Source organism: Tenacibaculum finnmarkense genomovar ulcerans (assembly GCF_900239495.1).
Taxonomy (GTDB): domain Bacteria; phylum Bacteroidota; class Bacteroidia; order Flavobacteriales; family Flavobacteriaceae; genus Polaribacter; species Polaribacter ulcerans.
Genome location: NZ_OENE01000015.1, coordinates 221,643 through 247,037 on the forward strand (window position 1 = coordinate 221,643; position 25,395 = coordinate 247,037).

Sequence of the window (25,395 nt, forward strand, 5' to 3'; positions counted from 1 at the left end):
CAATAATTTAATATGAAAACATACCTAAAATTAATATGCTACATATCATTAATAGCTGTTTTATATAGTTGTAAAACCACAAAACCCGTAGTAAAAGAAGTAATAGAAAAAGTAGAAGAAGTCGAAGAAGTAGAAACTAATATTACATTTAAAAACTCATTAAATATTTCGCTTAAAAACTCAAATAATGAATTTATAATAGAAAATAATCTTATAAATAAATTATCCGAAGAATTGATTTTTAAAGATATTGCCCCAAGTTATTATATGAATATTGAAGGTGTTTACAATATTCCTAAAAATATTAGGCAGATTACTTCTTCAACAAAATATGAGTTATACGATTACTATTTTGATAAAAAAGGCAAATTAGACTCTTTATATTCTAAAAGAAATGGCTCGTATAAAGTTAATTATAATAAAAATGGTTTAATTGACTATATTAAAAAAACCAAAACATACAAAAATTCTAAAAGGATAAAATCAACAAAATATCTAACATACTTTGCTACAGATAAAAATACGATTACAAAATATGAAACTAATAACAAGAACTTAATAGTCTCTAATAATACATTTAGTCATAAATTCAGTTATAATAATAAAGGCGAAATTATTAAAACAAATTATAATAAACCTATTGATAGTAACTTTATTGAATATTATACATTTAATAAAAATCTGTCAACTATAAAATTAATAAAAGCAATAGCTGGTACATATTTTTTTATCAAAGGATATAAATTAGATAATAATGGTAAAATTATAAATACTTATTTCACCAATTATGCTATGGATTTAAATTCCAATTCGGTAAAATTAGATAAAATTTTATACAAAGATGACAGTCCTGCTTTACTCACTAAATACGATAAAAACAAACGTGTTTTAGTAATTGAAAATAACAAAATCAAACACATATATAAATATTATTAATCATTTATTATTTCAAAAAACGCATAAAAAAAGCTACATTACCTAGGTAATATAGCTTTTAAAATAAATGATACTTTTGGGTTACTGCTTACTTCTTAAAAAGTTTAGCCGTCCCTTTAAAACCTTTTAATTCTATTGTAGGTTCGCCATATATTGCTACTTCACTTTTACCTTGGGCATATAAAATTAACTTTTTTCCTGCATATATAGAAGCATCTGCACTCCCTGAAGTATATACATCTAGCTCAGAAATTTTCATTTCCTTTGCTTTCATATCAGCAGCTTCTTTTAAACTAAAGCTTGCTTTTTTAGCTTCTCCTTCTAAACTTAAATCGGCTGAATTCATTAATTTAGCGGTAACATTATCGGCTAAAACATGAGCCTCTAGCCTTGCTTTATCCGACATTAAAAAAGTGGTATTCGTTGCTTTTATTTTTAACGCCCCCTTTGATTTTCCAAGCATATTTACAGTAACTTCTTCCGCTTTTAAATCTAATTCAAACTCACTTGAGTTATAGCAATCAATATGCATTACTTTTGAGTTGAATACTCCGTCTCCTTTTATTTTAGCCCCATTTTTTAAGGTGATTTTTTCAAGTTTTACAAAATCTAATGCTATTTTAAGTTTTTTACTCCTTGCTATTTTATGTGTTGTTGAAATTTTAAGAACACTGTCTATTACTACAAAATTAATAACTTCGTGTAAATTTTTATCCGTAGTTAATACATAACTGTTTTTAGTAGCCTGATTTATACTTAGCTCTAAAGCATCGTCAATTTCAATTTTATAAAACGCTTTATCAATAGATTTACTCGTTGTTATTACCTGTTTATTTCCTTTAATTTTCTGTTTATCCTGAGCAAGTACTACGGTACTAATCATTACTGAAAACACGACTAAAATTATTTTTTTCATGGTATTAATTTTAAATTATAGTTAAGGTTATTAAACCATATTTAAGACCCCTAAACCATCAGTAAGTCACTAGTTATATATTTAATCCTCATAAAAAAAACCTAGCGCTTTTACACACTAGGTTTATATTGACTTTAAATATTTTTTACGCTTTCAAAAACAAATTTACCTTCTCCTTTTTTTGTTTTTAGGAGCGCTGTATTTTTTAGTTTCTTTCGCTTCCGTTTTAGAACCACCGTTATTTTGGCTTTCTTTTGCGTTTACTCTAGGCGCTCTATAATTTTTATTTTTACGTTGATTAAAAGGCACTTTTTCATCCAATTGATTTTTAGTACTTTTTGTATCTCTTGTATTTTTTACAGCTGTTTTAGGCGATCGGTAATTTTTACTTTTTCGCTTATTAAAAGGAACTGCATCATCAAAGGTATTTTTAGCATCTTTTGCTCCTGTATTCTTTTTCCACGAATTATTTTCAGGCAATAATTTTTTAAGTAAATCTGTTCGTCCTACTTTGTTCAGCGTATTACGAATCCAATCTTTATTTTCTTTTTTATACCAAAAGAAAAATCGATGTTGATCTTCCTTTTCCTTGGCTGTTTTCGGTGTTTTTGTTGGTTTTAACGTATAAGGATGATATCCGCTGTAATAAATTACGGTAGCCACTGTCATTGGCGTAGGCGTAAACCCTTGCACTTGCTCTAGCTGAAACCCCATATCTTTTGTTTCGGCAGCCAAATTTGCCATATCTTCTTTTTCACAGGCTGGGTGATTCGATATAAAATAAGGAATTAACTGAAGCTTTAATTTTTTCTTGATATTAATACGGTCAAACCTATCTTTAAACATGTGAAAATATTTAAATGATGGCTTACGCATTAACTTTAAAACAGGGTCAGAAGTATGTTCTGGCGCTACTTTTAAACGCCCCGAAACATGATTGGTCATCACCTCTTCTGTATAGGCATCTAACTCTTTTGGGTCGGCATTTTTATTGAATTCTGGCACCAACATATCATGCCTGATACCACTTCCAATAAATGATTTTTTTATCTTCGGATGCGCATCAACAGCTTTATAAAGGTCTGTTAATGGTTTATGCGAAGTATCTAAATTACTACAAATTACTGGCGAAATACAAGAAGGCGCCACACATTTATCACAAATAGATTGGATTTTTCCTTTCATCTGATACATATTCGCAGAAGGCCCACCAATATCAGATAAATATCCTTTAAAATCGTCCATTTTAGTAACGGTATCGACTTCTTTTAATACCGATTCTTGACTACGACTAGCAATAAATTTTCCTTGATGTGCCGATATTGTACAAAAACTACAACCTCCAAAACATCCACGGTGAATATTTATTGAAAATTTAATCATTTCAAACGCAGGAATTGGTCCACGTTTATCGTATTTTGGATGCGGTAATCGTGTAAAAGGCAAATCAAAAGAAGCATCAATTTCTCCTTCGGTCATTGTTGCACACGGCGGATTAATCATCAGTTTTTTATTACCAACCTTTTGAAAAATACGACGTGCATATAATTTATTCGACTCCTGCTCTATTACCTTAAAGTTCGATGCAAATGTTTTTTTATCCTTTAAACAAGCCTCGTGAGAATTAATTTCTACATCCTCCCAATTTTTATTCTTCGGAACATTTTCATGTTCATCAATAAGAACAGCGGTTTGTTTTATCGTTTTTAAACTCGAAAACGGCACCCCTTTTTGTAACAGCTCTACAATTTCTCGTAAAGGTTGCTCACCCATTCCATACACCAACATATCTGCTTTAGAAGTTTCTAAAATAGTTGGTAATAATTTATCCGACCAATAATCGTAATGGGTAACACGACGCAATGAAGCCTCAATACCACCAATTAAAACTGGAGTGTCAGGGAATTTTTCTTTTAATATTTTTGAATATACCGATGTTGCATAATCAGGTCGAAACCCTTTATCACCATTTGGTGTATATGCGTCTTTATCACGACGGCGTTTACTTGCCGTATAATTACTCACCATCGGATCCATACATCCGCCCGTTACTCCGAAGAATAAGCGGGGTTTTCCTAATTTCTCAAAATCTTGTAAATTATCATTTACACTAGGTTGTGGTACAATTGCTACTCGCAAACCATAACTTTCTAGTATTCGTCCTATTACTGCCGGACCAAATGATGGGTGATCTACATATGCATCTCCACTGAAGAGAATTACATCTAATTCTTCCCATCCTCTTAACTTAACCTCCTTATTTGTAGTCGGTAACCAATCTGAAACTCGTCTTATTCCCATGCCGCTGCAAAGGTACAACGTTTTAGTTGATATTACCAAGCTTAAAAAAAGATGTTAAATTTAGTAATAAAAAATGTAACTTATCCTATTTTTAGGACACTAATTATACCTAACAAAATATTCTCATGAAAAAAATTATACTTGGATTCGTTTCCTTAGCTTTATTCGCTAGCTGTTCGACCTATAAATCGATACAAAAAAACAACCAAACCATTGCGGTAAACATCGATTTAAATACGGTTGTTGATGATAAAATAATGGTTGCTATAAATCCACAGAAAATAAAAGAAGAAACTGTAATTTATAATATTCCTGCAATTGTTCCAGGAACCTACACCATGAGTAATTATGGGAAGTTTGTTTCAGATTTTAAAGCTTTTGATTATAACGGAAAAGAATTAGCGATTCAAAAACTAAACGAAAACTCTTGGCAAATTAACAATGCCAAAAACATGGATAAAATATCGTATTGGGTTGATGATACCTTTGATTCAAAAAAAGACCATAATATCTATGTAATGGCAGGTACAAATATTGAAGAAGACAAAAATTTCTTATTAAATTTACCTGGTTTTATTGGTTATTTTAATGATAAAAAAGAATTGCCTTATCAAATTTCAATAACGCATCCTACCCATTTATACGAAACCTCATCATTAATCAATAAAAACACCTCAAAAACTGATAACGGTAAAGATGTGTTTTTAGCACCTCGATATGATGAAATTTCAGACAATCCGATTATGTATGCGCCACTTAATAACGTGAGTTTTACGGTGAACGGAATTGAAGTAAATTTAGCTATTTATTCGCCTAACAACGCGCACAAAGCAACCGATTTAAAGGAGGCTTTAAAAACAATGATGACCGCTCAAACCAACTTTTTAAAAGGTTTTGAAACTACAAATGAATACAATGTTTTAGTCTATTTATTTGATCCTGAAATGTATAAATTTCAAGGATATGGCGCTTTAGAACATAGGTCTTCTACAACGGTTGTCTATCCTGAAACCATGAGCAAAAAACAATTTGCTAGCAATATGATTAACGGAACAGTATCCCACGAATTTTTCCATATTGTTTCTCCGTTATCTGTACATTCTGAAGAAATTCATTCTTTTGATTTTAACCAAGCAAAAATGTCAGAACATTTATGGATGTACGAAGGAATGACCGAATATTTTGCCAATCTTTTTCAGGTAAATCAAGGTTTAATTTCTGAAGATGAATTTATCAATGAAATGAATTCAAAAATTGCTGGGTCATTAAATTATAACGATGCCATGTCTTTTACCAAAATGAGTAAAAACATTTTAGAACCTAAATATGCTAAAAACTACAATAATGTATATCAGAAAGGCGCATTAATAGGTATGTGTTTAGATATTATTTTAAGAGAAGAAAGCAACGGAACCTACGGAGTTCGAAACTTAATGCTTGATTTATCTAAAAAATACGGAAAAAATAAGGCCTTTAAAGATGAAAATATTATTGCTGAAATTGTAAAAATGACCTACCCTACTGTTGGCGAATTTTTCAAAAATCATGTACAAGGCGCTACGCCAATTAACTACGCTACTTATTTTGAAAAAGTGGGGGTTAAAAACCAAACAAAAACAGAAAATTCAGCCTATTTTATCGATTCAAAAGGACAGCCTTTTATTTCTGTAAATAGTAATAAAAAAGTATTTTTTACCATCAGAACAAACTCAGCATTAACAGCCTTAGGTATTAAAGCTGGCGATGTTTTAGAAAGCGTTAATAATGAAAAAATATCATTAGAAAACATCCGTCCTATTTTAGGAAAAACAATGCAATGGAAACAAGGCGATATTATAAAATTAGACGTTACTAGAAACGGAAAACTTTTAAAATTATCAGCAAATTACACACAGCCAACTACTAAAAGTACTGGTTTAGTTCTTGAAAAATTATCTGCGGATAACAAAAAAGTAATTTTAAGAAACGCTTGGTTAAAAAACTAACAAAAGCGATTTCACTATTCTATAATTCACAAAAAAGACAGCTAATTAGCTGTCTTTTTTATTTAAAATACCATTTACTTTAACATTTAATTAATATTTTACAAATAGCAATTTAATAATTTCGATAAATTTTTTTAAAACCCTTTATTTATGATAAAAAAAATATTCTTCCAGCTACTTCTTGTAGTTTTTTGCATCAGCTTTTCATCCCAAGCAAATGCACAATGGTTCAAAAAGAAAAAAAACAAGAAAGAAATAAGCAAGGCAAAACCAAAGCCCGATAAAAATGCTATAAAACCCTATAGCAAAGTGGTTACTGAAAAATTCAGCACCGACAACGGGTTATTTAAAGTACATCAAAAAGAACAGCAATTTTTATTCGAAATTCCTGATTCGTTACTTAACCGTGAAATGTTAATGGTTACTAGAATTGCTAAAACAGCCAGCGGTGTTGGTTTTGGTGGTGGAAAACAAAACACACAAGTGTTGCGTTGGCAAAAAAAGCAAAAAAATATTTTACTAAAAGTAGTTTCTTATAATGTGGTTGCCGACAGCCTGCTTCCTGTTCATAAAGCCGTGGTAAACTCTAACTTTGAGCCAATTTTATACTCTTTTCCTATAAAAGCATTTAGCAAAGATTCAACCGCTACGGTAATCGATGTTTCTTCTTTATTTAAAACCGATGTAAAAGCGATTGGCTTCCCTCAAAGAAGCAGAAAAGAATACAAAATTTCTAAAATGGATGCAAAGCGCTCTTATATTGAACGCATTAGCAGTTATCCTAAAAATATTGAAGTTCGACACGTAAAAACCTACGTTTCTAGCGCCGCACCTGCTAATAAAAGTGTTGGTGCTATTTCAATGGAATTGAGTAATTCAATGATTTTATTACCTAAAAAACCAATGAAACGCCGTTATTTTGATCAGCGTGTAGGATGGTTTGCCAGGTCGCAAACTGATTACGGTTTAGACGCTCAAAAAAGTAAATCTGTAAAATATCTTGACAGATGGCGTTTAGAAGTTAAAGAACAAGACCTTGAAAAATTCAACAACGGTGAATTGGTTGAACCTAAAAAACAAATTGTTTATTATATTGATGATGCCACTCCAAAACAATGGCGTAAATACATCAAACAAGGAATAAATGATTGGCAAGTAGCCTTTGAAGCCGCTGGTTTTAAAAATGCAATTATCGCAAAAGATGCGCCTACAAAGCAAGAAAACCCTGATTGGAGCCCTGAAGATGTACGTTATTCTGTAGTACGTTATTTAGCCTCGCCAATTCCGAATGCCAACGGTCCTCATGTAAGCGACCCTCGTTCTGGAGAAATTTTAGAATCGGATGTTAACTGGTATCATAATGTAATGACTTTATTGCACGATTGGTATTTTATTCAAACTGCCGCTATAAATCCTGATGCTAGAAGCATGGAATTTAAAGAAGAAACTATGGGACGCTTAATTCGTTTTGTTTCGTCTCACGAAGTTGGGCACACCCTTGGATTGCCTCATAATATGGGAAGTTCAGTAGCCTATCCTGTTGACTCTTTACGTTCGGCAAGCTTTACTAAAAAATACGGAACAGCGCCATCAATTATGGATTATGCTCGTTTTAATTACATCGCGCAGCCTGAAGATAAAGGCGTTGCTTTAATGCCAAATATTGGGCTTTACGATAAATATGCCATCAGTTGGGGATATCGTCCGATAGTAAATACATCGGCTAAAGACGAAAAGAAAACCTTAAATAAGTGGATTCTTGACAAAGCAGATAATCCTATTTATAGGTTCGGACATCAGCAAGTTGTAAATGTTATCGACCCGAGTTCACAAACAGAAGATTTAGGTGATAATGCTATAAAAGCAAGTGCTTATGGTATTAAAAACCTACAACGTATTTTACCAAATTTAGAAAAATGGACGACTAAAGATGGCGAAAATTACGACGAATTAAAAACCATGTACGGGCAATTACTAGGGCAATTTAATCGCTACATGGGGCATGTAAGTTCTAATATTGGTGGTGTTTACGAAAATTACAAAACCGCAAATCAAAATGGCGCTGTATATACACATGTTTCTAAAAATCATCAGAAAAATGCCTTGAAATTTGTAAACGAGCAATTATTTAACACGCCTACTTGGTTATTAGATAAAAATATTTTTGATAAAATACAATTTTCAGGTGCTGATCAGCGTATTAGAAAATTACAAACAAGAACCTTAAATCGTATTTTAAAAACCGGTAGAATGACGCGTTTAATTGAAAACGAAACCTTAAACGGCGCAAAAGCCTACACCCTTGTAAATATGATGCAAGATTTGCGCAAAGGAATTTGGAGCGAATTATACAGTCGTAAAACCATTGATGCGTACCGCCGAAATTTACAACGTGCTCATTTAGATCGTTTAGATTTTTTATTAAACAAAGCTAAAAATCAAAAAGGACATAATAACGGCGGATATTTTAAGCAAACCGCGGTAAACATTAGCCAATCGGATATTAAATCGGTTGTTAGAGGCGAATTAAAACGTTTAAAAACAGATGCTAAAAGAGCTTTAAGTATTGCTAAAAACAATATTTCTCGTTATCATTTACAAGATGTTTTAGATAGAATCGAAAGTATTTTAGATCCTAAATAAGCTGTTTTTATCTTTTAAAATTATTTGAAGCTATTTCCCGCTTTCCGCACTCGCTTTTTTTATTTTTTCGAAAAGAAAAAACAAAAAAGAGCTCAAACAATTGCTCAATCGGGGCTAGGGATTTTTAGATACTTTTAAAATATAGAAGATACTATATAAAGTTTTTAGAGCCTATTTTAATTTTATTGCAAAAACCAATAAAGAAACTGTCAGTTCGAGTGATTTTTTTCCTTCAAAAAAATTGTATCGAGAACTTTTTTAGTATAAAATTCATCAAAAAAAAGCTAAAAAACACGGCAAATCAGGATGCGAACCTGAACTAAATTCAGGTTGACGAATGCGATTCCTTATTTTTCTGTGATATTTTTTTCAGATGAATTAAACAGGTTCTAAAACCTTTCCTAGAAGTTGTATCGAAGCTGATTTTTAAAATCGGTTTCAATACAACTTCTTTTATTTATATTTACTCCCTAAATAACAAAACTGCATGAAACTACTCCTTAAATTCTCCATCATTTTAGTATTGCTAATTAGTAGCTGTACACCAAAAAATGCTGTAAAAACAGCAACATCCGAAGTAAAAACATCCGAAGCAAAAAAAGCGGTTAAAAACACCTATGTAAAAGACAACTTCACTAAAAAAGAAGTAAAAATTACCATGCGTGATGGTGCAAAATTACACACCACTATTTACACGCCAAAAGACACTACAAAAACATATCCTATTTTATTACAACGAACGCCGTATAGTTGTCGTCCTTACGGAAAAGATGCTTTCAAAACCAGAATTGCCCCCAACCCTATTTTAATGAAACAAGGGAATATTGTAGTGTATCAAGATGTTCGTGGGCGTTGGATGAGCGAAGGCGTTTACGACAATATGCGTGCGTACATTCCTAATAAAAAAGCCAAACAAACCGATGAAACCAGCGATACTTTTGATACCATTGATTGGTTAGTTAAAAACACTGCCAATAACAACGGAAAGGTTGGAACTTGGGGAACTTCCTACCCTGGGCATTACGCAACTATTTCAGCAATTGACGCGCATCCTGCATTAAAAGCAGCATCTCCACAGGCTTGTATTGGCGATTTCTTTTTTGATGATTTTCATCATAATGGCGCATTTATGCTAAGTTATTTTAACGCAATTCCATTATTCGGAACTTATAAAGACCAGCCTACAGATTCGTCTTGGTATTCTTTTCCGAAGATGAAAACAAAAGACCAATATCAGTTTTTTTTAGACAAAGGTCCTTTAAAAAATTTAAACGAATATTTTCAATATGATACATTAGATGCTAAAATTGCCTCTAAAACTAGTAACGATAAAAACAAAATTGATGATTTTTTCTGGAAAGAAATCGTAGAACATCCTAATTACGATTCAATTTGGCAAAGCAAAGGAATTATTCAACATTTAAACAAAGTTCCTTCAACAGTAGCCACGATGATTGTTGGTGGATTGTTTGATGCCGAAGATTTATACGGTCCTTTAGAAACCTATAAAAATATTGAAAAACATCAACCAAATAATTACAATACCTTAGTTTTTGGTCCTTGGGATCACGGCGGATGGTCTCGAAATAAAGTAGCCAATAAAGTTGGAAATTACTATTTTGGAGATTCTATTTCGCTTAATTTTCAGAAAAATATCGAAACGAAGTTTTTCAATCATTTCTTAAAAGGAAACGGTTCAAAAAATAGTGGATTACCAGAAGCTTATGTTTTTGATTCAGGAAAAAAACAATGGAAATCATACGATGTTTGGCCTCCAAAAAACACAAAAAAGCAGTCATTTTTCTTATCAGAAAATCAAGAATTAACTGCGGATAAAAAGAAAACTAAAAAAGGGAATTCAAAAACAACATTTGTAAGTGATTTAAAACATCCTGTTCCTTATTCACAAGATATAAAAACAGTTTTCACACCAAGAAAATACATGACCGACGATCAGCGTTTTGCTGCTCGAAGACCTGATGTATTAGTTTTTCAAACAGAAATTTTATCCGAAGATTTTACTTTAGCAGGAGATATTTTAGCAAAATTAAAAGTAGCAACTACAGGTTCAGCTGCCGATTGGATTGTAAAAGTTATTGATGTGCATCCTTCTGATTTAAAAAATGATAATAAAGATATGCAAACGCATTTAAAATTGAGTAATTATCATATGATGGTTCGTAGTGAAGTGATGCGTGGGCGTTTTAGAAATAGTTTTTCGAAACCTGAACCGTTTACTCCAAACAAAAAAACAGCTGTTAATATTAAATTACAAGATGTTTTTCACACCTTTAAAAAAGGGCATAAATTACAAATTCAAGTGCAAAGTACCTGGTTTCCTTTAATCGATTTGAATCCGCAAACCTATGTAGATAATATTTATAAAGCTGATAAAAAAGATTTCAAAAACCAAACGCATACTGTTTTTTCAGATTCTAGTATTGAGTTTTCTGTGTTGGAATAATATTTTTTGAAGATTATTTTTAATGTAATTTTAAGACATTTTTAAGCAAAGCCTCGTGATGAAAATCATGGGGTTTTTGTGTTTAAATTAGCTTGATTATTGACTCAAAAACAGCTAAATACCTTGTCATAAGATATACATCATTAAAACAATGAAAATATTAACAGTTAGAAGTCTATATTCAACAACTTAAGAAACAAAACAGCTACTTAGACATAAAAAACACAACTAAAAACACTTTTAATATCTCATTATATGATATGTTTTTATATGTTTGCAGTAAGACTTGTAAGTAAATGAATCGAATTAAAGAGATATTAAAAGAAAAAGGCATTAAACAAACTTGGTTAGCTGAAAAATTAAACAAAAGCTACAATATGATTAATGCGTATGTTCAAAATAGGAGACAACCAAATTTAGAAGATTTGTTTAAAATTGCCAAAATTCTAGATGTTGATGTTAGACTATTAATTACATCTACAAAAAAACAATAAAATATGAAATTTGAAATTTATTGTGATGAAAGTGGCTTAGAAGCTCTTGTTGACAAACAAGCTCATGATTATACTGCAATTGGCGGAATATGGATGACTTCAAGTTATAGAGATATTTTTAAATATAAAATAAAAGAAATAAAAGAAAAACATAAAGTATATGGAGAATTAAAATGGAATAAAGTTTCTCCAAAATTCTATGACTTATATAAGGATATTTTAGATTATTTTTTTCAAACACCACAATTAAGATTTAGAACTATAATTATAGATATTTCGAAAGTTGATAATTATAACTTTAGTAATAATGATGTAGAATTAGGTTTTTATAAATTTTATTACCAACTTCTTCATCATTGGATATTTGACTTTAATGAATACTCTATATTTTTAGACCATAAAATTAATAGAGATAAAAACAGGTTAAAAGATTTAAAAAATGTTCTTGATTTATCTAATTTAACTTCAAGTATTCCTACTCTTCAAGCACTACCTTCAGATGAATCGGTAGCTATTCAACTTGCTGACATTTTAACAGGTTTGACAAATGCAAAATTCAACAATAAGACTACAAGTAAAGCAAAAATAGAATTAACAAAATACATTGAAGAAACATATTTAGGAAAAGAAATTAGGTCTACGCCTAAATTTCAAGAAAAATTTAATGTGTTTTTAATCAATTTAAATGGTGGTTGGTAATGTCGTACAAAAAACTAAAACCACATAAGATTGAAAAAGAAGAATTAGAGATCAAAATGAGAAACCAATGGAAAGATGTTTATTGTTTGTGTGGAATCAAAACTTTTGACGGAATTGTTGTTAAGTTTTATGAAGATATGTTCGACCATTGTTTTTATGAAAGTAGAGATAGAAAACATAAAGATAAATCTATTTTATCTTTAAATCGTCTTGAGAAAATGTTATGGATTAAAGACACCTTACAAGATGAGAATGCAATTTTAAAAAAAGGTTGGGATACTCAACGAAAAGAATACTATAAAAATAGACGTGTTGCAGTTGTAAAAGGAAACTATGTTGTTATTGTAATGTTTACGGCTTTACTCAAAGCTAAATTTATTACAGCATATGAAAAAAATGATATTGATAACATTTTGAATAGTCCAGATTTTGAGAAAAGTGAAAAATACTTTGGAAAAAATTAAGCACAAAAAAAACGTTGATTCGGGTTCAACGTTTAAGACCTTTGTAAATTCCATACCCAAGGTAAAGAACAATGCAAATCTACAACTTATTTTAAACAATGAAAATTTTCAAGCAGAAAACTTGCATATATGATAGCACAACAACAATGCCAGAGACTGAACAAAGTGTATCGTTATTGGTATTTCTAGCTAAACCAAAAGTAAGTAGGTTTTTATAAAATACGATAACGAAACCCTACAACAACTTCAAAAAATCACTCCTATCAATTTCACGAGCACCTAAACTTTCTAGGTGTTCGTTATGAACTTGGCAATCTATTAATTTATATCCGCAGTTTTTAGCCAAATGAATAAACGCTACTTTACTCATATTACTTGCTTTACTAAACATACTTTCGCCACAAAAAACACCATTTTTTAAATCGATACCATACAAACCAGCTACTAAAATATCATCTTGCCAAACTTCTATCGATTTTGCAATTCCTTTATCATGTAAATTAATGTAGGCATTTTCCATATCGTCGGTAATCCAAGTTCCTAATTGGTCGTTTCTGTCGATATGACGGCAATTAAAAATAACTTCTCGAAAAGCTTTATTTTCTGTAATTACAAAATTCTCTTTTCGTAAAACCTGTTTCATCGATTTTGAAACTCTCACCTGATCAGGAAATAAAACCATGCGCTGTGGTGGCGCATACCAAACAATTGGCTCGCCTTCATTAAACCATGGAAAAATTCCATTTTTGTACGCAAACTCCAAACGTTCTGCCGATAAATCGCCTCCAAATGCCAAAACACCTTCTTCATTTGCAAATTCATAGGGCGGAAATACTATTTCTTCAGGTAACCAAATCATCTAAAAAAAATTATAACGATTAATAAACAGCACAAATATAATGTAGTTATCAGCAGTAAAAATCAAAAAACAAGAACCTTCGGATGATTTTTTTATTTTTTAAACAAGCACTTGTCAAAATAAGAAGCTATCTATTAAAATCTATATTATTTTGCATAATTTTGCAAAATGGTAAAAGAACTTCAACTACGCGTTAATTTAATAGAAGAAAAGAAAGCTGATATTTTAAAACAGAAAGCTTCTAGAAAATTAGGAATCGCGATTTCAGATATAACTACGGTAAAAGTATTGCGTAAATCAATCGATGCACGTAAAAAAGACGTGATTTTTAATTATAAAGTAGCCGTTTATGTAAACGAGCCTTTGCCTGATACGCCTGATTATGTTTTTGAATATCAAGATGTTTCTAATGCTAAGGAAATACATATTATTGGTTTTGGCCCTGCGGGAATGTACGCCGCACTTCGTTGTATTGAATTAGGATACAAGCCGATTGTTTTAGAACGTGGTAAAAATGTCCAAGATCGTCGTAGAGATTTACGTGCTATTAATCAAGAGCATTTTGTAAATGAAGATTCTAATTACTGTTTTGGCGAAGGTGGTGCAGGAACCTATTCTGACGGAAAATTATATACCAGAAGTTTAAAACGTGGTGATGTTCGCCGAATATTTGAAAATTTAGTGTATCATGGAGCTGCACAAGATATTTTAATTGATGCACATCCACATATTGGAACTAATAAATTGCCTAAAATTATTCAGAATATCCGTGAGAATATTATAAAATACGGTGGTGAAGTTCATTTTGAAACTCGTGTTACCGATTTTGTGATTAAAAACAGTAAATTACAGGCTATTCGATTAAAAAACGGCAATGAAATGACGGTTAATTCTGTAATTTTAGCAACAGGTCATTCTGCAAGAGATATTTACGAATTATTAGATAAAAAAGATATTTTATTAAAAGCAAAATCATTTGCTATGGGGGTTCGTGTTGAGCATCCGCAAGAAATTATTGACCAAATTCAATATAGTTGTGATGGTCAAAGAGATGAATTATTACCCGCTGCGGCTTATAGTTTAGTACAACAAGTAAATAATAGAGGTGTATATTCATTTTGTATGTGTCCTGGTGGATTTATCGTACCTGCCGCAACTGCAAATGGTGAAGTTGTTGTAAACGGAATGTCGCCATCTCGAAGAAATAATAAATTTGCTAATTCAGGTATTGTTGTTGAATTAAATATTGATAAAGATTTTAGAAAATATGAACATTTTGGTGCTTTAAAAGGACTAGAGTTTCAAAAAGATTTAGAAAAACTAGCTTTTAATGCAGGAGGTAAAAGTCAAGTTGCACCAGCACAACGTTTAACCGATTTTGTTGAAGGTAATTTATCATCATCGTTAAATGAAACTTCTTACCAACCTGGATTAAAATCATCACCATTACACTCATTACTTCCAAAAATAATTGGAGGCAGATTGCGTAAAGGTTTTGATGCTTTTGGTAGAAAAATGCACGGATATTATACAGCCGAAGCAAATATTATAGGGGTTGAATCTCGTACTTCATCGCCTGTAAATATCCCTAGAAAAGAAAATTTAGAACACCCACAGTTAGACGGTTTATATCCTTGTGGTGAAGGTGGTGGTTATGCTGGTGGAATTATCTCTGCCGCTATGGATGGCGAGCGTTGTGCTGAAGCTGCTATCGCTAACTTATAATTAACAATATTTGTGTTGATTTATCTGTAATTACCTTGTATTTTTGTAATCTAAAAAGGCTTAGAGAATTAAGGAACTATAAAGTGAAGAAAAAAAGAATCATAAAAAATAAAAAACCACACGTAAAGCGTTTGCATATTTATTATCAACGCACTGGTTTTTATATGTTTATTTGGGAAAGTTTAAAGGCAGCTTTTTTACCAATAGTAATTGCTGTTGTAGGCGTATTTTTATTTAATAGATATGTTTACAACATAAATGACGGCTTACAAATAGTAACCGAAACATTTTCTAGGATTGGTATTTTAACGACTTTTTTCATTTCTGAAACAATTTTAGGGTTAATTCCACCTGAAATTTTTATTGCTTGGTCAAAGAAAACAGCCGATCCGTTGTTAAACTTATCGCTATTAGCAACCTTGTCATATTTAGGAGGTTTAACGGCGTATTTTATAGGAAGATCAGCTTTAAAAATTAAGTCAATAAAAAATTATCTGGAAGTTAAAATGGCTAAAAACCTCAAAAACACCAGTAAATGGGGAGGTATTTTAATTTTAGTGGGCGCATTATTACCCTTGCCGTTTGCTATTAGCTGTTTAACAGCCGGTATGATTAAGTATCCGTTTAAAAAAGTAGTCTTTTTTGGGCTATTTCGTTTTTTACGTTTTGCTATTTATGCTTGGGCTATTTTCAGTATGGTTAATTAAATTAATATTATTAAAAACAACATTATGGGAGGCTTATCAAACAACGATATATTTAAAAAATTAAGAGTAGCACACAAATTACGTGATACTGATATTGTTGAAATTTGTGCTTTAGTAGATTTTAAAGTTTCTAAAGGAGAATTAGGGGCACTTTTCAGAAATGAAGAGCATCCTAAATATATGGAATGTGGTGATCAAATTCTTAGAAATTTTTTAAACGGATTGGTAATTCACTTAAGAGGACCGATGCCTGCAAAGAAAAAAGTAGAACCTGCTAAATAAATAGCAACATAATAAATCACAAAAAACCTTCTGAGAAATTAGAAGGTTTTTTGGTTTTTAAAAACACCTAACCATATATTTTATCAGTAATAGATAAAACTATCTACAGTATTAATTTAACTTGGTTTCTTATTTCGTATTAAAACGGTAGCGTTATTATTTATATAAATCATTTCGAAATAATCTTCTAAAGATTTAAACATAGAAGTGAAATTTTTAAAGCCATGTTTTTTTACATTAAAATTAGGTTTCAATCGCCTAATTTCTTGAGATAATTGCCCTAATTGCACCTCTCCATTTCTATTTCTTTGCTGAACAATTCCGACCGCTTTTTGAAGTAAATTAACATCAATTTTATTTTTCTTTTCTTCTTTTTTCTTCTTCTTTTTTTCTTTTTTTGATGATTTTTTTGATGATTTTTTCGCTTTTTCAAGGATATCTTCGGTCAAGACTTCAGGAAGAGTTGCTGTAATTTCCGCTATATTTTCTTCGGAAAAAGATTCGGTAAACATAAAAAAATCACAGGCATTTACAAATGATTTTGGCGTTTGATTTTTACCAATTCCAAGAACTAATCGCCCACTTTCTCGAACTCTGTTGGCTAATCCTGTAAAATCACTATCGCTTGAAACAATACAAAAAACATCTATTTTTTCTCGGTATAAAATATCCATTGCATCAATAACAAGTGCAATATCAGTAGCGTTTTTACCCGTTGTATATGCAAATTCTTGAATTGGTTTTATCGAAAAAGTACTCAATTTTTTTTTCCAGCTTTTCATAAACTCGCTAGACCAATCGCCGTAAATTCTCTTAATAATTATGCGACCGTGTTTAGATGTTTCTTCCATAATATTTTTTAAATATTTTGGTTGCGCATTATCACCATCAATTAACATCGCTATATTTTTATTTTGCATAAATAATTCTTATTAATTTTGAATCAATCTACAAATCAACACTTTAAAGTTCTTTAAGTTTAAATCATCATATTGTTAAAAATATGAATAAAAGATAAAAAATTTCCCACAAAAAAAGAGCGCATATAGCGCTCTTTTATCATATTTATAAACCTTTGATTAAAAAGGTAAATCGTCTGGCTCGTTTGCAGATAAGTCTGGTGCTTGTTGAAAACTATCAACAGGAGGTATATTTTGAGGTGCTGCTTGTGCTAAACTCTCAATTCTCCATCCTTGAATAGCATTGAAATATTTCGCTACTCCTTCAGGATTAATCCACTCTCTACCTCTTATGTTAATAGAGATTTTAACTTCTTGTCCTACTGAATAATTGTTTAAAAGATCACATTTATCTTGTACAAACTCAATAAGTATCATTTGCGGATACTGCTCATCTGTAGTTACCACTAAATCACGTTTTCTAAATCCGCTAGCGCCAAATGTTTGTGCTTCGTTAATTAATTTAATCTTTCCAATAATTTCCATATTCTTATCTATTTAATTAAAAGCACTTTCCAAGCACTTTCTACATCATTATTCTTTAAATACTGCTGTGCAAATGTATGTTTTTTTTCAATTGTAAGCGAAAAATATTTGGGATGTTCTTCTGTAAAGTTATTAACAGCTTCCTGATTAGGCAATTGTGCTACGTTGGCTAACATTCCTAAATTATTCCCTGTTAAAATGCTACTATTTCTAATTTCTGCAGGTATTTTATCAACCCCAATTCCTACTTCCGAAATTGGCTTTGGTATTTCAAAAAAACCATCTCTAGCACGGGTATAATAGCTTCCTCCTGCCCTAGCCACTACATCTATTTTATGCTGATCTATGCTTCCATCTTCGGCTAATACATTTTCGTTTATATGTAATTTAACGACTTCACAAATAATTAAATTCCCTGCACCTCCTTGCGTTCCTGTATAAATAATATCGGTTACTTTACACTCCAATTGTACGGGCGATTCAGCAACCCTAAAAGGCGCTATTTTATCCGAAGGCAACATAGTGAAACCGGCTTTTTCAAACTCATTTACACCTTTAGGATACATAGCACTACTTAATGACATTTGCTGTACCATATTGTAATTAACCACATTTATAACCACTTCTTTGGTTTGTTCAGCGTTTTCTAAAGTATGTTTTTTACTATTATCTCTTACGCTTCTTGCTGGCGAAAAAATTAACATCGGCGGATTTGCACCAAAAACATTAAAAAAACTAAAAGGCGATAAATTAGGGTTTCCATCGGCATCTACAGTACTTGCAAAAGCAATTGGTCGGGGCGCTATGGCACCTAATAAATAACTATGTAATTTTGCTACAGGCAATTCTTTAGGATCTAATGACAACATATTTAAATTATTTTTTACTGTAAATATACTACGCTTTCACAAATGAAGTTATTCTCTTATACTAATTTATGAATAGTTTATATTTGATCCATGATTTTTTTTAAAAACACCTATTGGGCAAAACGAATTAGCGTTTTCATATCTTTATTAATAGTCTCTTTTATTTTATGGAATACCTACGTGTTTTTTCAAAAATTTAAAGAAGAAGAACGTGGTAAAATTGAAATATTTGCAGCCGCTTTTAAAGAACTAGCAGCAAATATTGATTTAAACGAAAACACCAATTTAATCAATAAAATATATCAAACTATTGAAGATATTCCTACTATTTTGGTCAATGAAAATGGCGGTATTGATTTGTATCGAAATTTAGATACGCTAAAATCTAAAAACCCAAAATATCTGGAAGCACAATTGGCAATTATGAAAAGGCAAAACGCCCCTATTATGATTGAATATTTTGGAATTACCCAATACCTTTATTACCGAAATTCCGATTTATTATGCCAGTTAAAATACTATCCGCTTGCCTTACTGTTAATTTTAGGGCTTTTTTTAACCATCGTTTACATGATGTACACATCAAACAAAATAGCCGATCAAAACAAACTTTGGACAGGTATGGCAAAAGAAACAGCGCATCAAATTGGCACGCCATTATCATCCTTATTAGGGTGGATAGCCATTTTAAGATCTGAAGATGTAAATGAAGACTATATTCTTGAAATTGAAAAAGATGTTGACCGATTAAATACTATTGCTAATCGATTTTCTAAAATTGGTTCTTTACCGAAATTAAAAATACACAATATTGTTTTAGAAACCCAAACGGCATTTAATTATTTAAAATCTCGAAGCTCTAAGAAGGTACATTTTTCTTTTTCTTCGGATAAAAAAAACATCTCAACCCTTTTAAATATTGAATTATACGGCTGGGTTATTGAAAACTTACTAAAAAATGCTATTGATGCCATGCAAGGAAAAGGCGATCTTTCATTAGCAATTACAGAAACGCCAAAACAGGTAAAAATCAGCATTACCGATTCAGGAAAAGGACTTCAAAAAAAGTTGTTTAAACAAATTTTCGAACCTGGTTTTACCACAAAAAAACGTGGTTGGGGCTTGGGTTTATCACTTTCAAAACGTATTGTTGAAGAATACCATAACGGAAAAATAGTCGTTCAAAAATCAACCATTAATAAAGGAACAACTTTTGAAATTTCACTTCATAAAATTTAGATTCTAAATTTTATTTTCACTTAAAGCATTAAAAACAAGGGATTAAAACCCCTTGTTAAAGCTAAATAAAAATAATAAATTACTCAAAATAACTTGATATCTTTTCTGTTAAAGCTAAAAACTCTTCTTCCGATAATTTTACTTTTTCTTTAAACTGAATATCTGCCATAGCATTTAAAGGAATCAAATGTACATGAACATGTGGCACTTCTAAACCGATTACACTCATTCCAACACGTTTACAAGGAACGGCTTTTTCAATAGCTTTTGCCACACGATACGAAAAATCCATTAACTCAGTATATTCTTGTTTCGATAAATCAAAAATTTTATTTTCTTCTTTTTTAGGAACTACCAACGTATGTCCTTTTGCATTCGGATTGATATCTAAAAAAGCAATAAAATTATCATTTTCTGCTACTTTATAAGAAGGAATTTCTCCTGAAATTATTTTGGTAAAAATACTTGCCATGGTTTATTTAATTTAATGGTTATCATCTTTTTCATCAAAATGATGATTAAAAATATGCTTGTAAAAATAAAAAAAGCGCTGCTAGATGCAACGCTTTTATCAAAAAAAATAAGTTTTAAAATTTTATCTAGAAATTTCCATAATTTCAAACTTCATAATACCATTAGGCACTTTAATTTCGGCTATCTCACCTAATTTTTTACCTAACAATCCTTTTCCGATAGGTGAATTTACTGATAATTTACCATTTTTAATATCAGTTTCAGAATCAGCAACTAAAGTATATGTAAATTCCATACCGTTGGTTGTGTTTTTTAACTTTACGATAGAATGAATTAATATTTTAGATAAATCTAACTGACTCTCATCAATAATACGAGCATTCGCAACTACATTTTTAAGCTTCGCAATTTTAGTTTCTAATAAAGATTGCTCTTCTTTTGCAGCATGATACTCTGCATTTTCACTTAAATCTCCTTTATCTATAGCATCACCAATTTCTTGAGAAACTCTTGGTCTTTCAACATGCTCTAGCTGTGATAACTCTTCTTTTAATTTTTTTAATCCTTCTGCACTATAATATGATACTTCACTCATAATTTTTAATTTAAAAATCTCATACCGATAGGAATGAGATTGCTTTACAAATATACAAAATATTTGTAAATTCGTAACCTTGCTTAGGAAACTCAATTTTTAAATAATGAAAAATATTTTTTACCTATTAGTTTTAATAATCGGCATAAATACAACAATTAGTTGTACTGATAATGTGCCTGTAAACAACTGTTTTAGAAGTGTTGAAATAAATGCTATTATTGATTTAACATTGCCTGAATTTCAAGGATTATTAGTGCCTGGCGGACAATCTGAAAACACTATACAAGGGCGTAATCTTGTTATTTTTAGAACAGGAACCAACGGTTATAAAGCCTTTGACCAGCAGTGTCCTGAAAATACTTGTAACGCTTTAATGTATTTTGATGGAATTCATATCAACTGCCCCTGCGATGCTAAAAAGTATAATTATTTAGCCAATGGCGCTTCTATTGATAACAAAGGCTGTAATGCTTTACTGTATTTTGTAACACCAATTAACAGCTCGCAATTAAGAGTATCTCGTTAAATACATGCTTTTTAAATATACGCTTATATATAATTATTCTATCCTTTAGAGTGTTATTTTTGTGCTAACAACATTTTAAACTATTTATCTTGACAAATTATTTTTCTTCAGACTTTAAATTAGGTGTTCTCGGTGGCGGACAATTAGGACGAATGCTACTTAGCGAAACCCAAAAATTTGATATTTACACCGTTATTTTAGGTGATAACCAACAAGCTCCTTGCGCACAAATTTGCAATGAATTTCATCAAGGCGATTTATTCGATTTTGATACCGTTTATAATTTCGGTAAAAAAGTTGATGTCTTAACTATTGAAATAGAAAATGTAAATATTGATGCCTTAGACAAATTAGAAGCAGAAGGATTGACCATTTATCCGAAGCCCGCTAGTTTAAGAATTATTCAAAACAAAGCGCATCAGAAATCATTTTATAAAGAACATCAAATTCCTACTGCTGATTTTTCTCATTTTGCTTTTTTAGACGAATTAAAACATTCGTATCAAAACAAGCTTATTGAATTTCCTTTTGTTTGGAAAGCGGCACAATTTGGCTATGACGGTACTGGTGTAAAGGTCGTTCGTAATTATAACGACTTACAATCTTTACCTGAAGGCGAATGTATTGCCGAAAAATTAATTCCTTTTAAAAATGAATTAGCGGTAATTGTTGCTAGAAATGCTGATGGCGATATTAAAACATATCCTGTTGTTGAAATGGAGTTTCATCCAGAAGCAAATCAGGTTGAATATGTACTTTGTCCTGCAAGAATTGAAGAATCTGTAGCTAAAAAAGCACAAGAAATTGCGTTAAAAATTGCAAAAACATTAGATTTTGTTGGTTTATTAGCTGTTGAAATGTTTCAAACTGAAGCTGATGAAATTTTAGTAAACGAAGTAGCTCCACGAACGCATAATTCTGGGCATTATTCAATTGAAGCAAGTTATACCAATCAATTTGAACAACATTTACGTAGTATTTTAAATCTTCCTTTAGGAAATACCGACAGTAAAGTTGCTGGAATTATGGTGAATTTAGTTGGTGAAGAAGGTTTTACTGGTGATGTTGTGTACGAAAATATGGATGAAATTTTAAAAATTGATGGTGTTACGCCACATATCTACGGAAAAAAGACTACAAAACCTTTCCGAAAAATGGGACACGTAACAATCGTTAATCAAGATATTGATATCGCCAGAAAAGTTGCACAGCAAGTAAAAGAAACGATTAGAGTTATTAGTAAATAATATTTTTATTCAACTCCAAAAATGAAGATTTCAAAATTAAAAATAGCACAGTATAAACATCTAGAAAACCTAGATTTTGATTTTACGTATCAAAGCGGAGAGCGAAAAGGTGAGCCTTTAGATAAAATCTGTTTTATTGGGCAAAGTGCTACTGGAAAAACTAATTTATTGGAGTTGTTATTTTCGAAAATAGAACAAGCTCTTCATGAAACTATCGTTCATGAAAAACTTACAGATTATATTCTTATAGAAAAATTAAAAAGTGAAATAGTTATAAACTTCAAAACAACAATTTATAAATTAAAAGGTAAAATTACCACTTATGCGGGAAGAGAATATCAAAACGAAAGACTTTCTGGGAAATTCCATCATTTAATTCCAACTAGCGAAATATCTAATTTACATTATTTCAAAGCTAATATTATTTCAGATGAAAATATTGAAGTTTTTACAGAAAACCCTATAAATTTAAATGAAAAATATTCTGATATAATTAAAGATACTCGACATCAAAGGGATAGAAATAGATTCATAAACATTTTTGATAATAAGGTTCCAAAAGAATTATGGTTATCGCTTATAGAAGACATTCTTGATTATCGAAAGAAGTTTACTCAAAAAATGTCAGAATTGATTCATAAAGGTTTATTAAACGACCCAAAAAAATTACAAGCTGAATTTTCAAAATGGCAAAAAGAAAACCCTAATAAGTTGATGGATTTTGCTGATAAATTTAATCCGTTATTAGAAAAATTAAATTTAGAAGTTGATTTAGTAAATACAGAATATTCCATTCCTATCATCAATAAAAGAAACGAAGAAATAATTCCGATACAACACACAAGTACCGGAACTAAAGGCTTATTGCTTTCTTTTTTGCCGTTATTCAAATTAAATACCAAAGATGCCATCATATTAATGGATGAACCTGAGCGTTCTTTATATCCTGATATGCAAATGTCTTTGATGGAAAATTATCAAAACCTTGCGCCCGATGCGCAATTTATTGTAGCAACGCATTCTCCTTTTATTGCCGCTTCTTTTGAACCTGAAGAACGCTTTATTTTATATTTTGATACCGATGGTAAAGTTGCCGTTAAAAGAGGAAGTTCTCCAATTGGCGATGACCCAAACGATATGTTAAAAAATGATTTTGGTGTTAACTATTACAATAAACACGGGCAGAATGCTTATAAAAAATACCTGAATTTAAAACAGGCTATTCCAAAGGAAAAAGATACTGAAAAGAAGAAAAAGATGCTTTTTGAATTTATGAAATTAGGAGATACTTATAATTTTTAGGTATGAAAAGAAGTATCAAAAAAGTAGACTCTGAAATTATAAAAGAAAACTTAAATTATGTTGTTGGAAATTCTGCAAATAATAAAAAGATTTCTAATATTTTATACAAAGAGCAAAAAGGATTTTGTGCTTATACCGAAGAATATATTGGCAGAACAGATGCGAAAGATATCGAACATTTTAATCCGAAATTAAAAGGAAAAGAAGCAGATTCTTATCAAAATTGGTTTTTAGTAAAACATCAATGGAATAAAGAAAAATCTTCTAAATGGGAGAATTTTCAACCTATTTTACATCCAACAGACTCCACTTTTGAAAATAGAATTTTATACGAAGATGGCGATTATTTTTTAGCTAATTCAAACGATATTGAAGCTAAAAATCTAATTAATTTACTCAAATTAGATGACCTTATGCTAGCTGATAATCGAAAAAAATATATCAAGAGGACAAAAAAATACATGAAACTTTCTGGTGAATCTGCTGATAATTTCTTTAAAACATTAATTAACGATTATATTAATGGAGTTCATTATTTAAGAGCTATCAACGAAGAATTTAATATCAATATTTGGGAATTACTTTCTGAAATTCAATAAAACAACAACAACACACACAAATAATAAAACATAAAATTATGGTAGGTATTATAATGGGAAGCGATTCAGATCTTCCAATCATGCAAGAAGCAATCGATATTTTAGAGAGTTTTAATATCAAAATAGAAGTAGATATTGTTTCTGCTCACAGAACTCCTGAAAAATTAGTAGATTATTCTAAAAATGCTCACAAACGTGGTATTCAAGTAATTATTGCAGGTGCTGGTGGAGCAGCTCATTTACCAGGAATGGTAGCATCTATGAGCCCTTTACCAATAATTGGAGTTCCTGTAAAAAGCAGAAATTCTATTGATGGTTGGGATTCTGTTTTATCAATATTACAAATGCCAGGAGGTGTTCCTGTGGCAACTGTAGCTTTAGATGGTGCAAAAAATGCAGGTATTTTAGCAGCCCAAATTATTGGGGCTTCGGATGCTACAATTTTAGATAAAATTATAGCTTACAAAGAGGAATTAAAAATTAAGGTTGAAAAAGCGTCTGAAAGAGTTCGTAAATAAAATTCTATTCTATAAAATTATCAAACCTCATCAATTTTAAAAATTGGTGAGGTTTTTTATTAACTACTTTTTTTAAACCTTATTTGCTACAAGTAATTTCGTT

General features: G+C 30.8%; 24 protein-coding genes. 16 read left to right on the forward strand and 8 right to left on the reverse strand.

All coding sequences use genetic code 11. The annotated features are described in order from the left end of the window. Nucleotides 1-12: 12 nt before the first annotated feature. On the forward strand, nt 13-936 hold the full coding sequence (locus tag DPIF8902391_RS06100; protein WP_172505319.1) for a hypothetical protein: 924 nt from the start codon (nt 13-15) through the stop codon (nt 934-936). Nucleotides 937-1,024: 88 nt separating this feature from the next. On the opposite strand, the gene DPIF8902391_RS06105 is transcribed toward DPIF8902391_RS06100, so the two are convergent. Together DPIF8902391_RS06105 and DPIF8902391_RS06110 are read right to left on the reverse strand one after the other, a co-directional pair. Then, nucleotides 1,025-1,852, reverse strand: coding sequence for a GIN domain-containing protein (locus tag DPIF8902391_RS06105; RefSeq protein WP_172505320.1), 828 nt, complete (start codon nt 1,850-1,852; stop codon nt 1,025-1,027). Nucleotides 1,853-2,017: 165 nt separating this feature from the next. Beyond that, complete coding sequence (locus tag DPIF8902391_RS06110; RefSeq protein ID WP_242037264.1) at nt 2,018-4,153, reverse strand: YgiQ family radical SAM protein; 2,136 nt, start codon at nt 4,151-4,153, stop codon at nt 2,018-2,020. A 125-nt stretch (nt 4,154-4,278) separates the two neighbouring features. On the opposite strand from DPIF8902391_RS06110, the gene DPIF8902391_RS06115 reads away from it, so the two are divergent. The 6 genes from DPIF8902391_RS06115 to DPIF8902391_RS06140 all read left to right on the forward strand — a co-directional run bounded on the left by DPIF8902391_RS06115 (nt 4,279) and on the right by DPIF8902391_RS06140 (nt 12,902). Then, a complete protein-coding gene (locus tag DPIF8902391_RS06115) occupies nt 4,279-6,138 on the forward strand; it encodes a M61 family metallopeptidase (protein WP_172505321.1) in 1,860 nt (619 codons plus the stop codon). Nucleotides 6,139-6,288: 150 nt separating this feature from the next. Further along, nucleotides 6,289-8,781 (forward strand): zinc-dependent metalloprotease, encoded by a 2,493-nt coding sequence (locus tag DPIF8902391_RS06120; protein ID WP_172505322.1) that lies wholly within the window; start codon nt 6,289-6,291, stop codon nt 8,779-8,781. Nucleotides 8,782-9,268: 487 nt separating this feature from the next. Further along, complete coding sequence (locus DPIF8902391_RS06125) at nt 9,269-11,245, forward strand: CocE/NonD family hydrolase (RefSeq protein WP_172505323.1); 1,977 nt, start codon at nt 9,269-9,271, stop codon at nt 11,243-11,245. Between the two features lie 296 nt (nt 11,246-11,541). Beyond that, on the forward strand, nt 11,542-11,739 hold the full coding sequence (locus tag DPIF8902391_RS06130; RefSeq protein ID WP_101955654.1) for a helix-turn-helix domain-containing protein: 198 nt from the start codon (nt 11,542-11,544) through the stop codon (nt 11,737-11,739). Between the two features lie 3 nt (nt 11,740-11,742). Beyond that, entirely contained in the window at nt 11,743-12,438 is a 696-nt protein-coding gene (locus DPIF8902391_RS06135; RefSeq protein WP_101955653.1) for a DUF3800 domain-containing protein, read from the forward strand. Then, entirely contained in the window at nt 12,438-12,902 is a 465-nt protein-coding gene (locus DPIF8902391_RS06140; protein WP_101955652.1) for a hypothetical protein, read from the forward strand. The genes DPIF8902391_RS06135 and DPIF8902391_RS06140 overlap by 1 nt, the downstream gene beginning before the upstream one ends. Before the next feature lie 235 nt (nt 12,903-13,137). On the opposite strand, the gene aat is transcribed toward DPIF8902391_RS06140, so the two are convergent. Next, nucleotides 13,138-13,761: a leucyl/phenylalanyl-tRNA--protein transferase gene (gene aat / locus DPIF8902391_RS06145; protein WP_058885720.1), complete on the reverse strand. Its 624-nt coding sequence runs from the start codon at nt 13,759-13,761 to the stop codon at nt 13,138-13,140. Between the two features lie 168 nt (nt 13,762-13,929). On the opposite strand from aat, the gene DPIF8902391_RS06150 reads away from it, so the two are divergent. The 3 genes from DPIF8902391_RS06150 to DPIF8902391_RS06160 all read left to right on the forward strand — a co-directional run bounded on the left by DPIF8902391_RS06150 (nt 13,930) and on the right by DPIF8902391_RS06160 (nt 16,475). Beyond that, on the forward strand, nt 13,930-15,486 hold the full coding sequence (locus DPIF8902391_RS06150; protein ID WP_058885721.1) for an NAD(P)/FAD-dependent oxidoreductase: 1,557 nt from the start codon (nt 13,930-13,932) through the stop codon (nt 15,484-15,486). 83 nt (nt 15,487-15,569) lie between these two features. Next, complete coding sequence (locus tag DPIF8902391_RS06155; protein WP_369801342.1) at nt 15,570-16,193, forward strand: YqaA family protein; 624 nt, start codon at nt 15,570-15,572, stop codon at nt 16,191-16,193. 24 nt (nt 16,194-16,217) lie between these two features. Further along, nucleotides 16,218-16,475 (forward strand): DUF1456 family protein, encoded by a 258-nt coding sequence (locus DPIF8902391_RS06160; protein WP_058885723.1) that lies wholly within the window; start codon nt 16,218-16,220, stop codon nt 16,473-16,475. Between the two features lie 116 nt (nt 16,476-16,591). On the opposite strand, the gene DPIF8902391_RS06165 is transcribed toward DPIF8902391_RS06160, so the two are convergent. The 3 genes from DPIF8902391_RS06165 to DPIF8902391_RS06175 all read right to left on the reverse strand — a co-directional run bounded on the left by DPIF8902391_RS06165 (nt 16,592) and on the right by DPIF8902391_RS06175 (nt 18,789). Further along, nucleotides 16,592-17,395, reverse strand: coding sequence for an NYN domain-containing protein (locus tag DPIF8902391_RS06165; RefSeq protein ID WP_058885724.1), 804 nt, complete (start codon nt 17,393-17,395; stop codon nt 16,592-16,594). 159 nt (nt 17,396-17,554) lie between these two features. Next, nucleotides 17,555-17,920 (reverse strand): DUF3127 domain-containing protein, encoded by a 366-nt coding sequence (locus DPIF8902391_RS06170; protein ID WP_058885725.1) that lies wholly within the window; start codon nt 17,918-17,920, stop codon nt 17,555-17,557. An 8-nt stretch (nt 17,921-17,928) separates the two neighbouring features. Continuing rightward, on the reverse strand, nt 17,929-18,789 hold the full coding sequence (locus DPIF8902391_RS06175; protein WP_058885726.1) for a flavin reductase family protein: 861 nt from the start codon (nt 18,787-18,789) through the stop codon (nt 17,929-17,931). A 90-nt stretch (nt 18,790-18,879) separates the two neighbouring features. Here DPIF8902391_RS06175 and DPIF8902391_RS06180 point away from each other — a divergent pair, with 90 nt between their 5' ends. Further along, nucleotides 18,880-20,028: a sensor histidine kinase gene (locus DPIF8902391_RS06180; RefSeq protein ID WP_172505324.1), complete on the forward strand. Its 1,149-nt coding sequence runs from the start codon at nt 18,880-18,882 to the stop codon at nt 20,026-20,028. Between the two features lie 79 nt (nt 20,029-20,107). On the opposite strand, the gene DPIF8902391_RS06185 is transcribed toward DPIF8902391_RS06180, so the two are convergent. Continuing rightward, nucleotides 20,108-20,500, reverse strand: a complete 393-nt coding sequence (locus DPIF8902391_RS06185) for an HIT family protein (protein ID WP_172505325.1) — start codon at nt 20,498-20,500, stop codon at nt 20,108-20,110. A gap of 123 nt (nt 20,501-20,623) precedes the next feature. Continuing rightward, nucleotides 20,624-21,097 carry a transcription elongation factor GreA gene (greA, locus tag DPIF8902391_RS06190; protein ID WP_058885729.1) on the reverse strand — a complete coding sequence of 158 codons (474 nt, stop codon included), beginning with the start codon at nt 21,095-21,097 and terminating at the stop codon, nt 20,624-20,626. Between the two features lie 106 nt (nt 21,098-21,203). On the opposite strand from greA, the gene DPIF8902391_RS06195 reads away from it, so the two are divergent. The 5 genes from DPIF8902391_RS06195 to purE all read left to right on the forward strand — a co-directional run bounded on the left by DPIF8902391_RS06195 (nt 21,204) and on the right by purE (nt 25,292). Further along, a complete protein-coding gene (locus DPIF8902391_RS06195) occupies nt 21,204-21,626 on the forward strand; it encodes a Rieske 2Fe-2S domain-containing protein (protein WP_058885730.1) in 423 nt (140 codons plus the stop codon). A gap of 89 nt (nt 21,627-21,715) precedes the next feature. Next, entirely contained in the window at nt 21,716-22,873 is a 1,158-nt protein-coding gene (locus tag DPIF8902391_RS06200; protein ID WP_172505326.1) for a 5-(carboxyamino)imidazole ribonucleotide synthase, read from the forward strand. A gap of 21 nt (nt 22,874-22,894) precedes the next feature. Then, nucleotides 22,895-24,175: an ATP-binding protein gene (locus DPIF8902391_RS06205; RefSeq protein WP_172505327.1), complete on the forward strand. Its 1,281-nt coding sequence runs from the start codon at nt 22,895-22,897 to the stop codon at nt 24,173-24,175. Nucleotides 24,176-24,177: 2 nt separating this feature from the next. After that, nucleotides 24,178-24,774, forward strand: coding sequence for an HNH endonuclease domain-containing protein (locus tag DPIF8902391_RS06210; protein ID WP_172505328.1), 597 nt, complete (start codon nt 24,178-24,180; stop codon nt 24,772-24,774). A 38-nt stretch (nt 24,775-24,812) separates the two neighbouring features. After that, nucleotides 24,813-25,292: a 5-(carboxyamino)imidazole ribonucleotide mutase gene (gene purE, locus DPIF8902391_RS06215; RefSeq protein WP_172505329.1), complete on the forward strand. Its 480-nt coding sequence runs from the start codon at nt 24,813-24,815 to the stop codon at nt 25,290-25,292. Nucleotides 25,293-25,395: the final 103 nt, after the last annotated feature.

Excerpts from the sequence above, each read along its gene's own strand:
- DPIF8902391_RS06120 (WP_172505322.1), top strand. The coding sequence starts at position 6,289 with ATGATAAAAAAAATATTCTTCCAGCTACTTCTTGTAGTTTTTTGCATC.
- DPIF8902391_RS06175 (WP_058885726.1), bottom strand. The coding sequence starts at position 18,789 with ATGTTGTCATTAGATCCTAAAGAATTGCCTGTAGCAAAATTACATAGT.
- greA (WP_058885729.1), bottom strand. The coding sequence starts at position 21,097 with ATGAGTGAAGTATCATATTATAGTGCAGAAGGATTAAAAAAATTAAAA.
- DPIF8902391_RS06125 (WP_172505323.1), top strand. The coding sequence starts at position 9,269 with ATGAAACTACTCCTTAAATTCTCCATCATTTTAGTATTGCTAATTAGT.
- DPIF8902391_RS06115 (WP_172505321.1), top strand. The coding sequence starts at position 4,279 with ATGAAAAAAATTATACTTGGATTCGTTTCCTTAGCTTTATTCGCTAGC.
- DPIF8902391_RS06205 (WP_172505327.1), top strand. The coding sequence starts at position 22,895 with ATGAAGATTTCAAAATTAAAAATAGCACAGTATAAACATCTAGAAAAC.
- DPIF8902391_RS06105 (WP_172505320.1), bottom strand. The coding sequence starts at position 1,852 with ATGAAAAAAATAATTTTAGTCGTGTTTTCAGTAATGATTAGTACCGTA.
- DPIF8902391_RS06150 (WP_058885721.1), top strand. The coding sequence starts at position 13,930 with ATGGTAAAAGAACTTCAACTACGCGTTAATTTAATAGAAGAAAAGAAA.
- DPIF8902391_RS06100 (WP_172505319.1), top strand. The coding sequence starts at position 13 with ATGAAAACATACCTAAAATTAATATGCTACATATCATTAATAGCTGTT.
- DPIF8902391_RS06185 (WP_172505325.1), bottom strand. The coding sequence starts at position 20,500 with ATGGCAAGTATTTTTACCAAAATAATTTCAGGAGAAATTCCTTCTTAT.
- purE (WP_172505329.1), top strand. The coding sequence starts at position 24,813 with ATGGTAGGTATTATAATGGGAAGCGATTCAGATCTTCCAATCATGCAA.
- DPIF8902391_RS06170 (WP_058885725.1), bottom strand. The coding sequence starts at position 17,920 with ATGGAAATTATTGGAAAGATTAAATTAATTAACGAAGCACAAACATTT.
- DPIF8902391_RS06140 (WP_101955652.1), top strand. The coding sequence starts at position 12,438 with ATGTCGTACAAAAAACTAAAACCACATAAGATTGAAAAAGAAGAATTA.
- DPIF8902391_RS06165 (WP_058885724.1), bottom strand. The coding sequence starts at position 17,395 with ATGCAAAATAAAAATATAGCGATGTTAATTGATGGTGATAATGCGCAA.
- DPIF8902391_RS06110 (WP_242037264.1), bottom strand. The coding sequence starts at position 4,153 with ATGGGAATAAGACGAGTTTCAGATTGGTTACCGACTACAAATAAGGAG.
- aat (WP_058885720.1), bottom strand. The coding sequence starts at position 13,761 with ATGATTTGGTTACCTGAAGAAATAGTATTTCCGCCCTATGAATTTGCA.
- DPIF8902391_RS06195 (WP_058885730.1), top strand. The coding sequence starts at position 21,204 with ATGAAAAATATTTTTTACCTATTAGTTTTAATAATCGGCATAAATACA.
- DPIF8902391_RS06210 (WP_172505328.1), top strand. The coding sequence starts at position 24,178 with ATGAAAAGAAGTATCAAAAAAGTAGACTCTGAAATTATAAAAGAAAAC.
- DPIF8902391_RS06180 (WP_172505324.1), top strand. The coding sequence starts at position 18,880 with ATGATTTTTTTTAAAAACACCTATTGGGCAAAACGAATTAGCGTTTTC.
- DPIF8902391_RS06160 (WP_058885723.1), top strand. The coding sequence starts at position 16,218 with ATGGGAGGCTTATCAAACAACGATATATTTAAAAAATTAAGAGTAGCA.
- DPIF8902391_RS06130 (WP_101955654.1), top strand. The coding sequence starts at position 11,542 with ATGAATCGAATTAAAGAGATATTAAAAGAAAAAGGCATTAAACAAACT.
- DPIF8902391_RS06135 (WP_101955653.1), top strand. The coding sequence starts at position 11,743 with ATGAAATTTGAAATTTATTGTGATGAAAGTGGCTTAGAAGCTCTTGTT.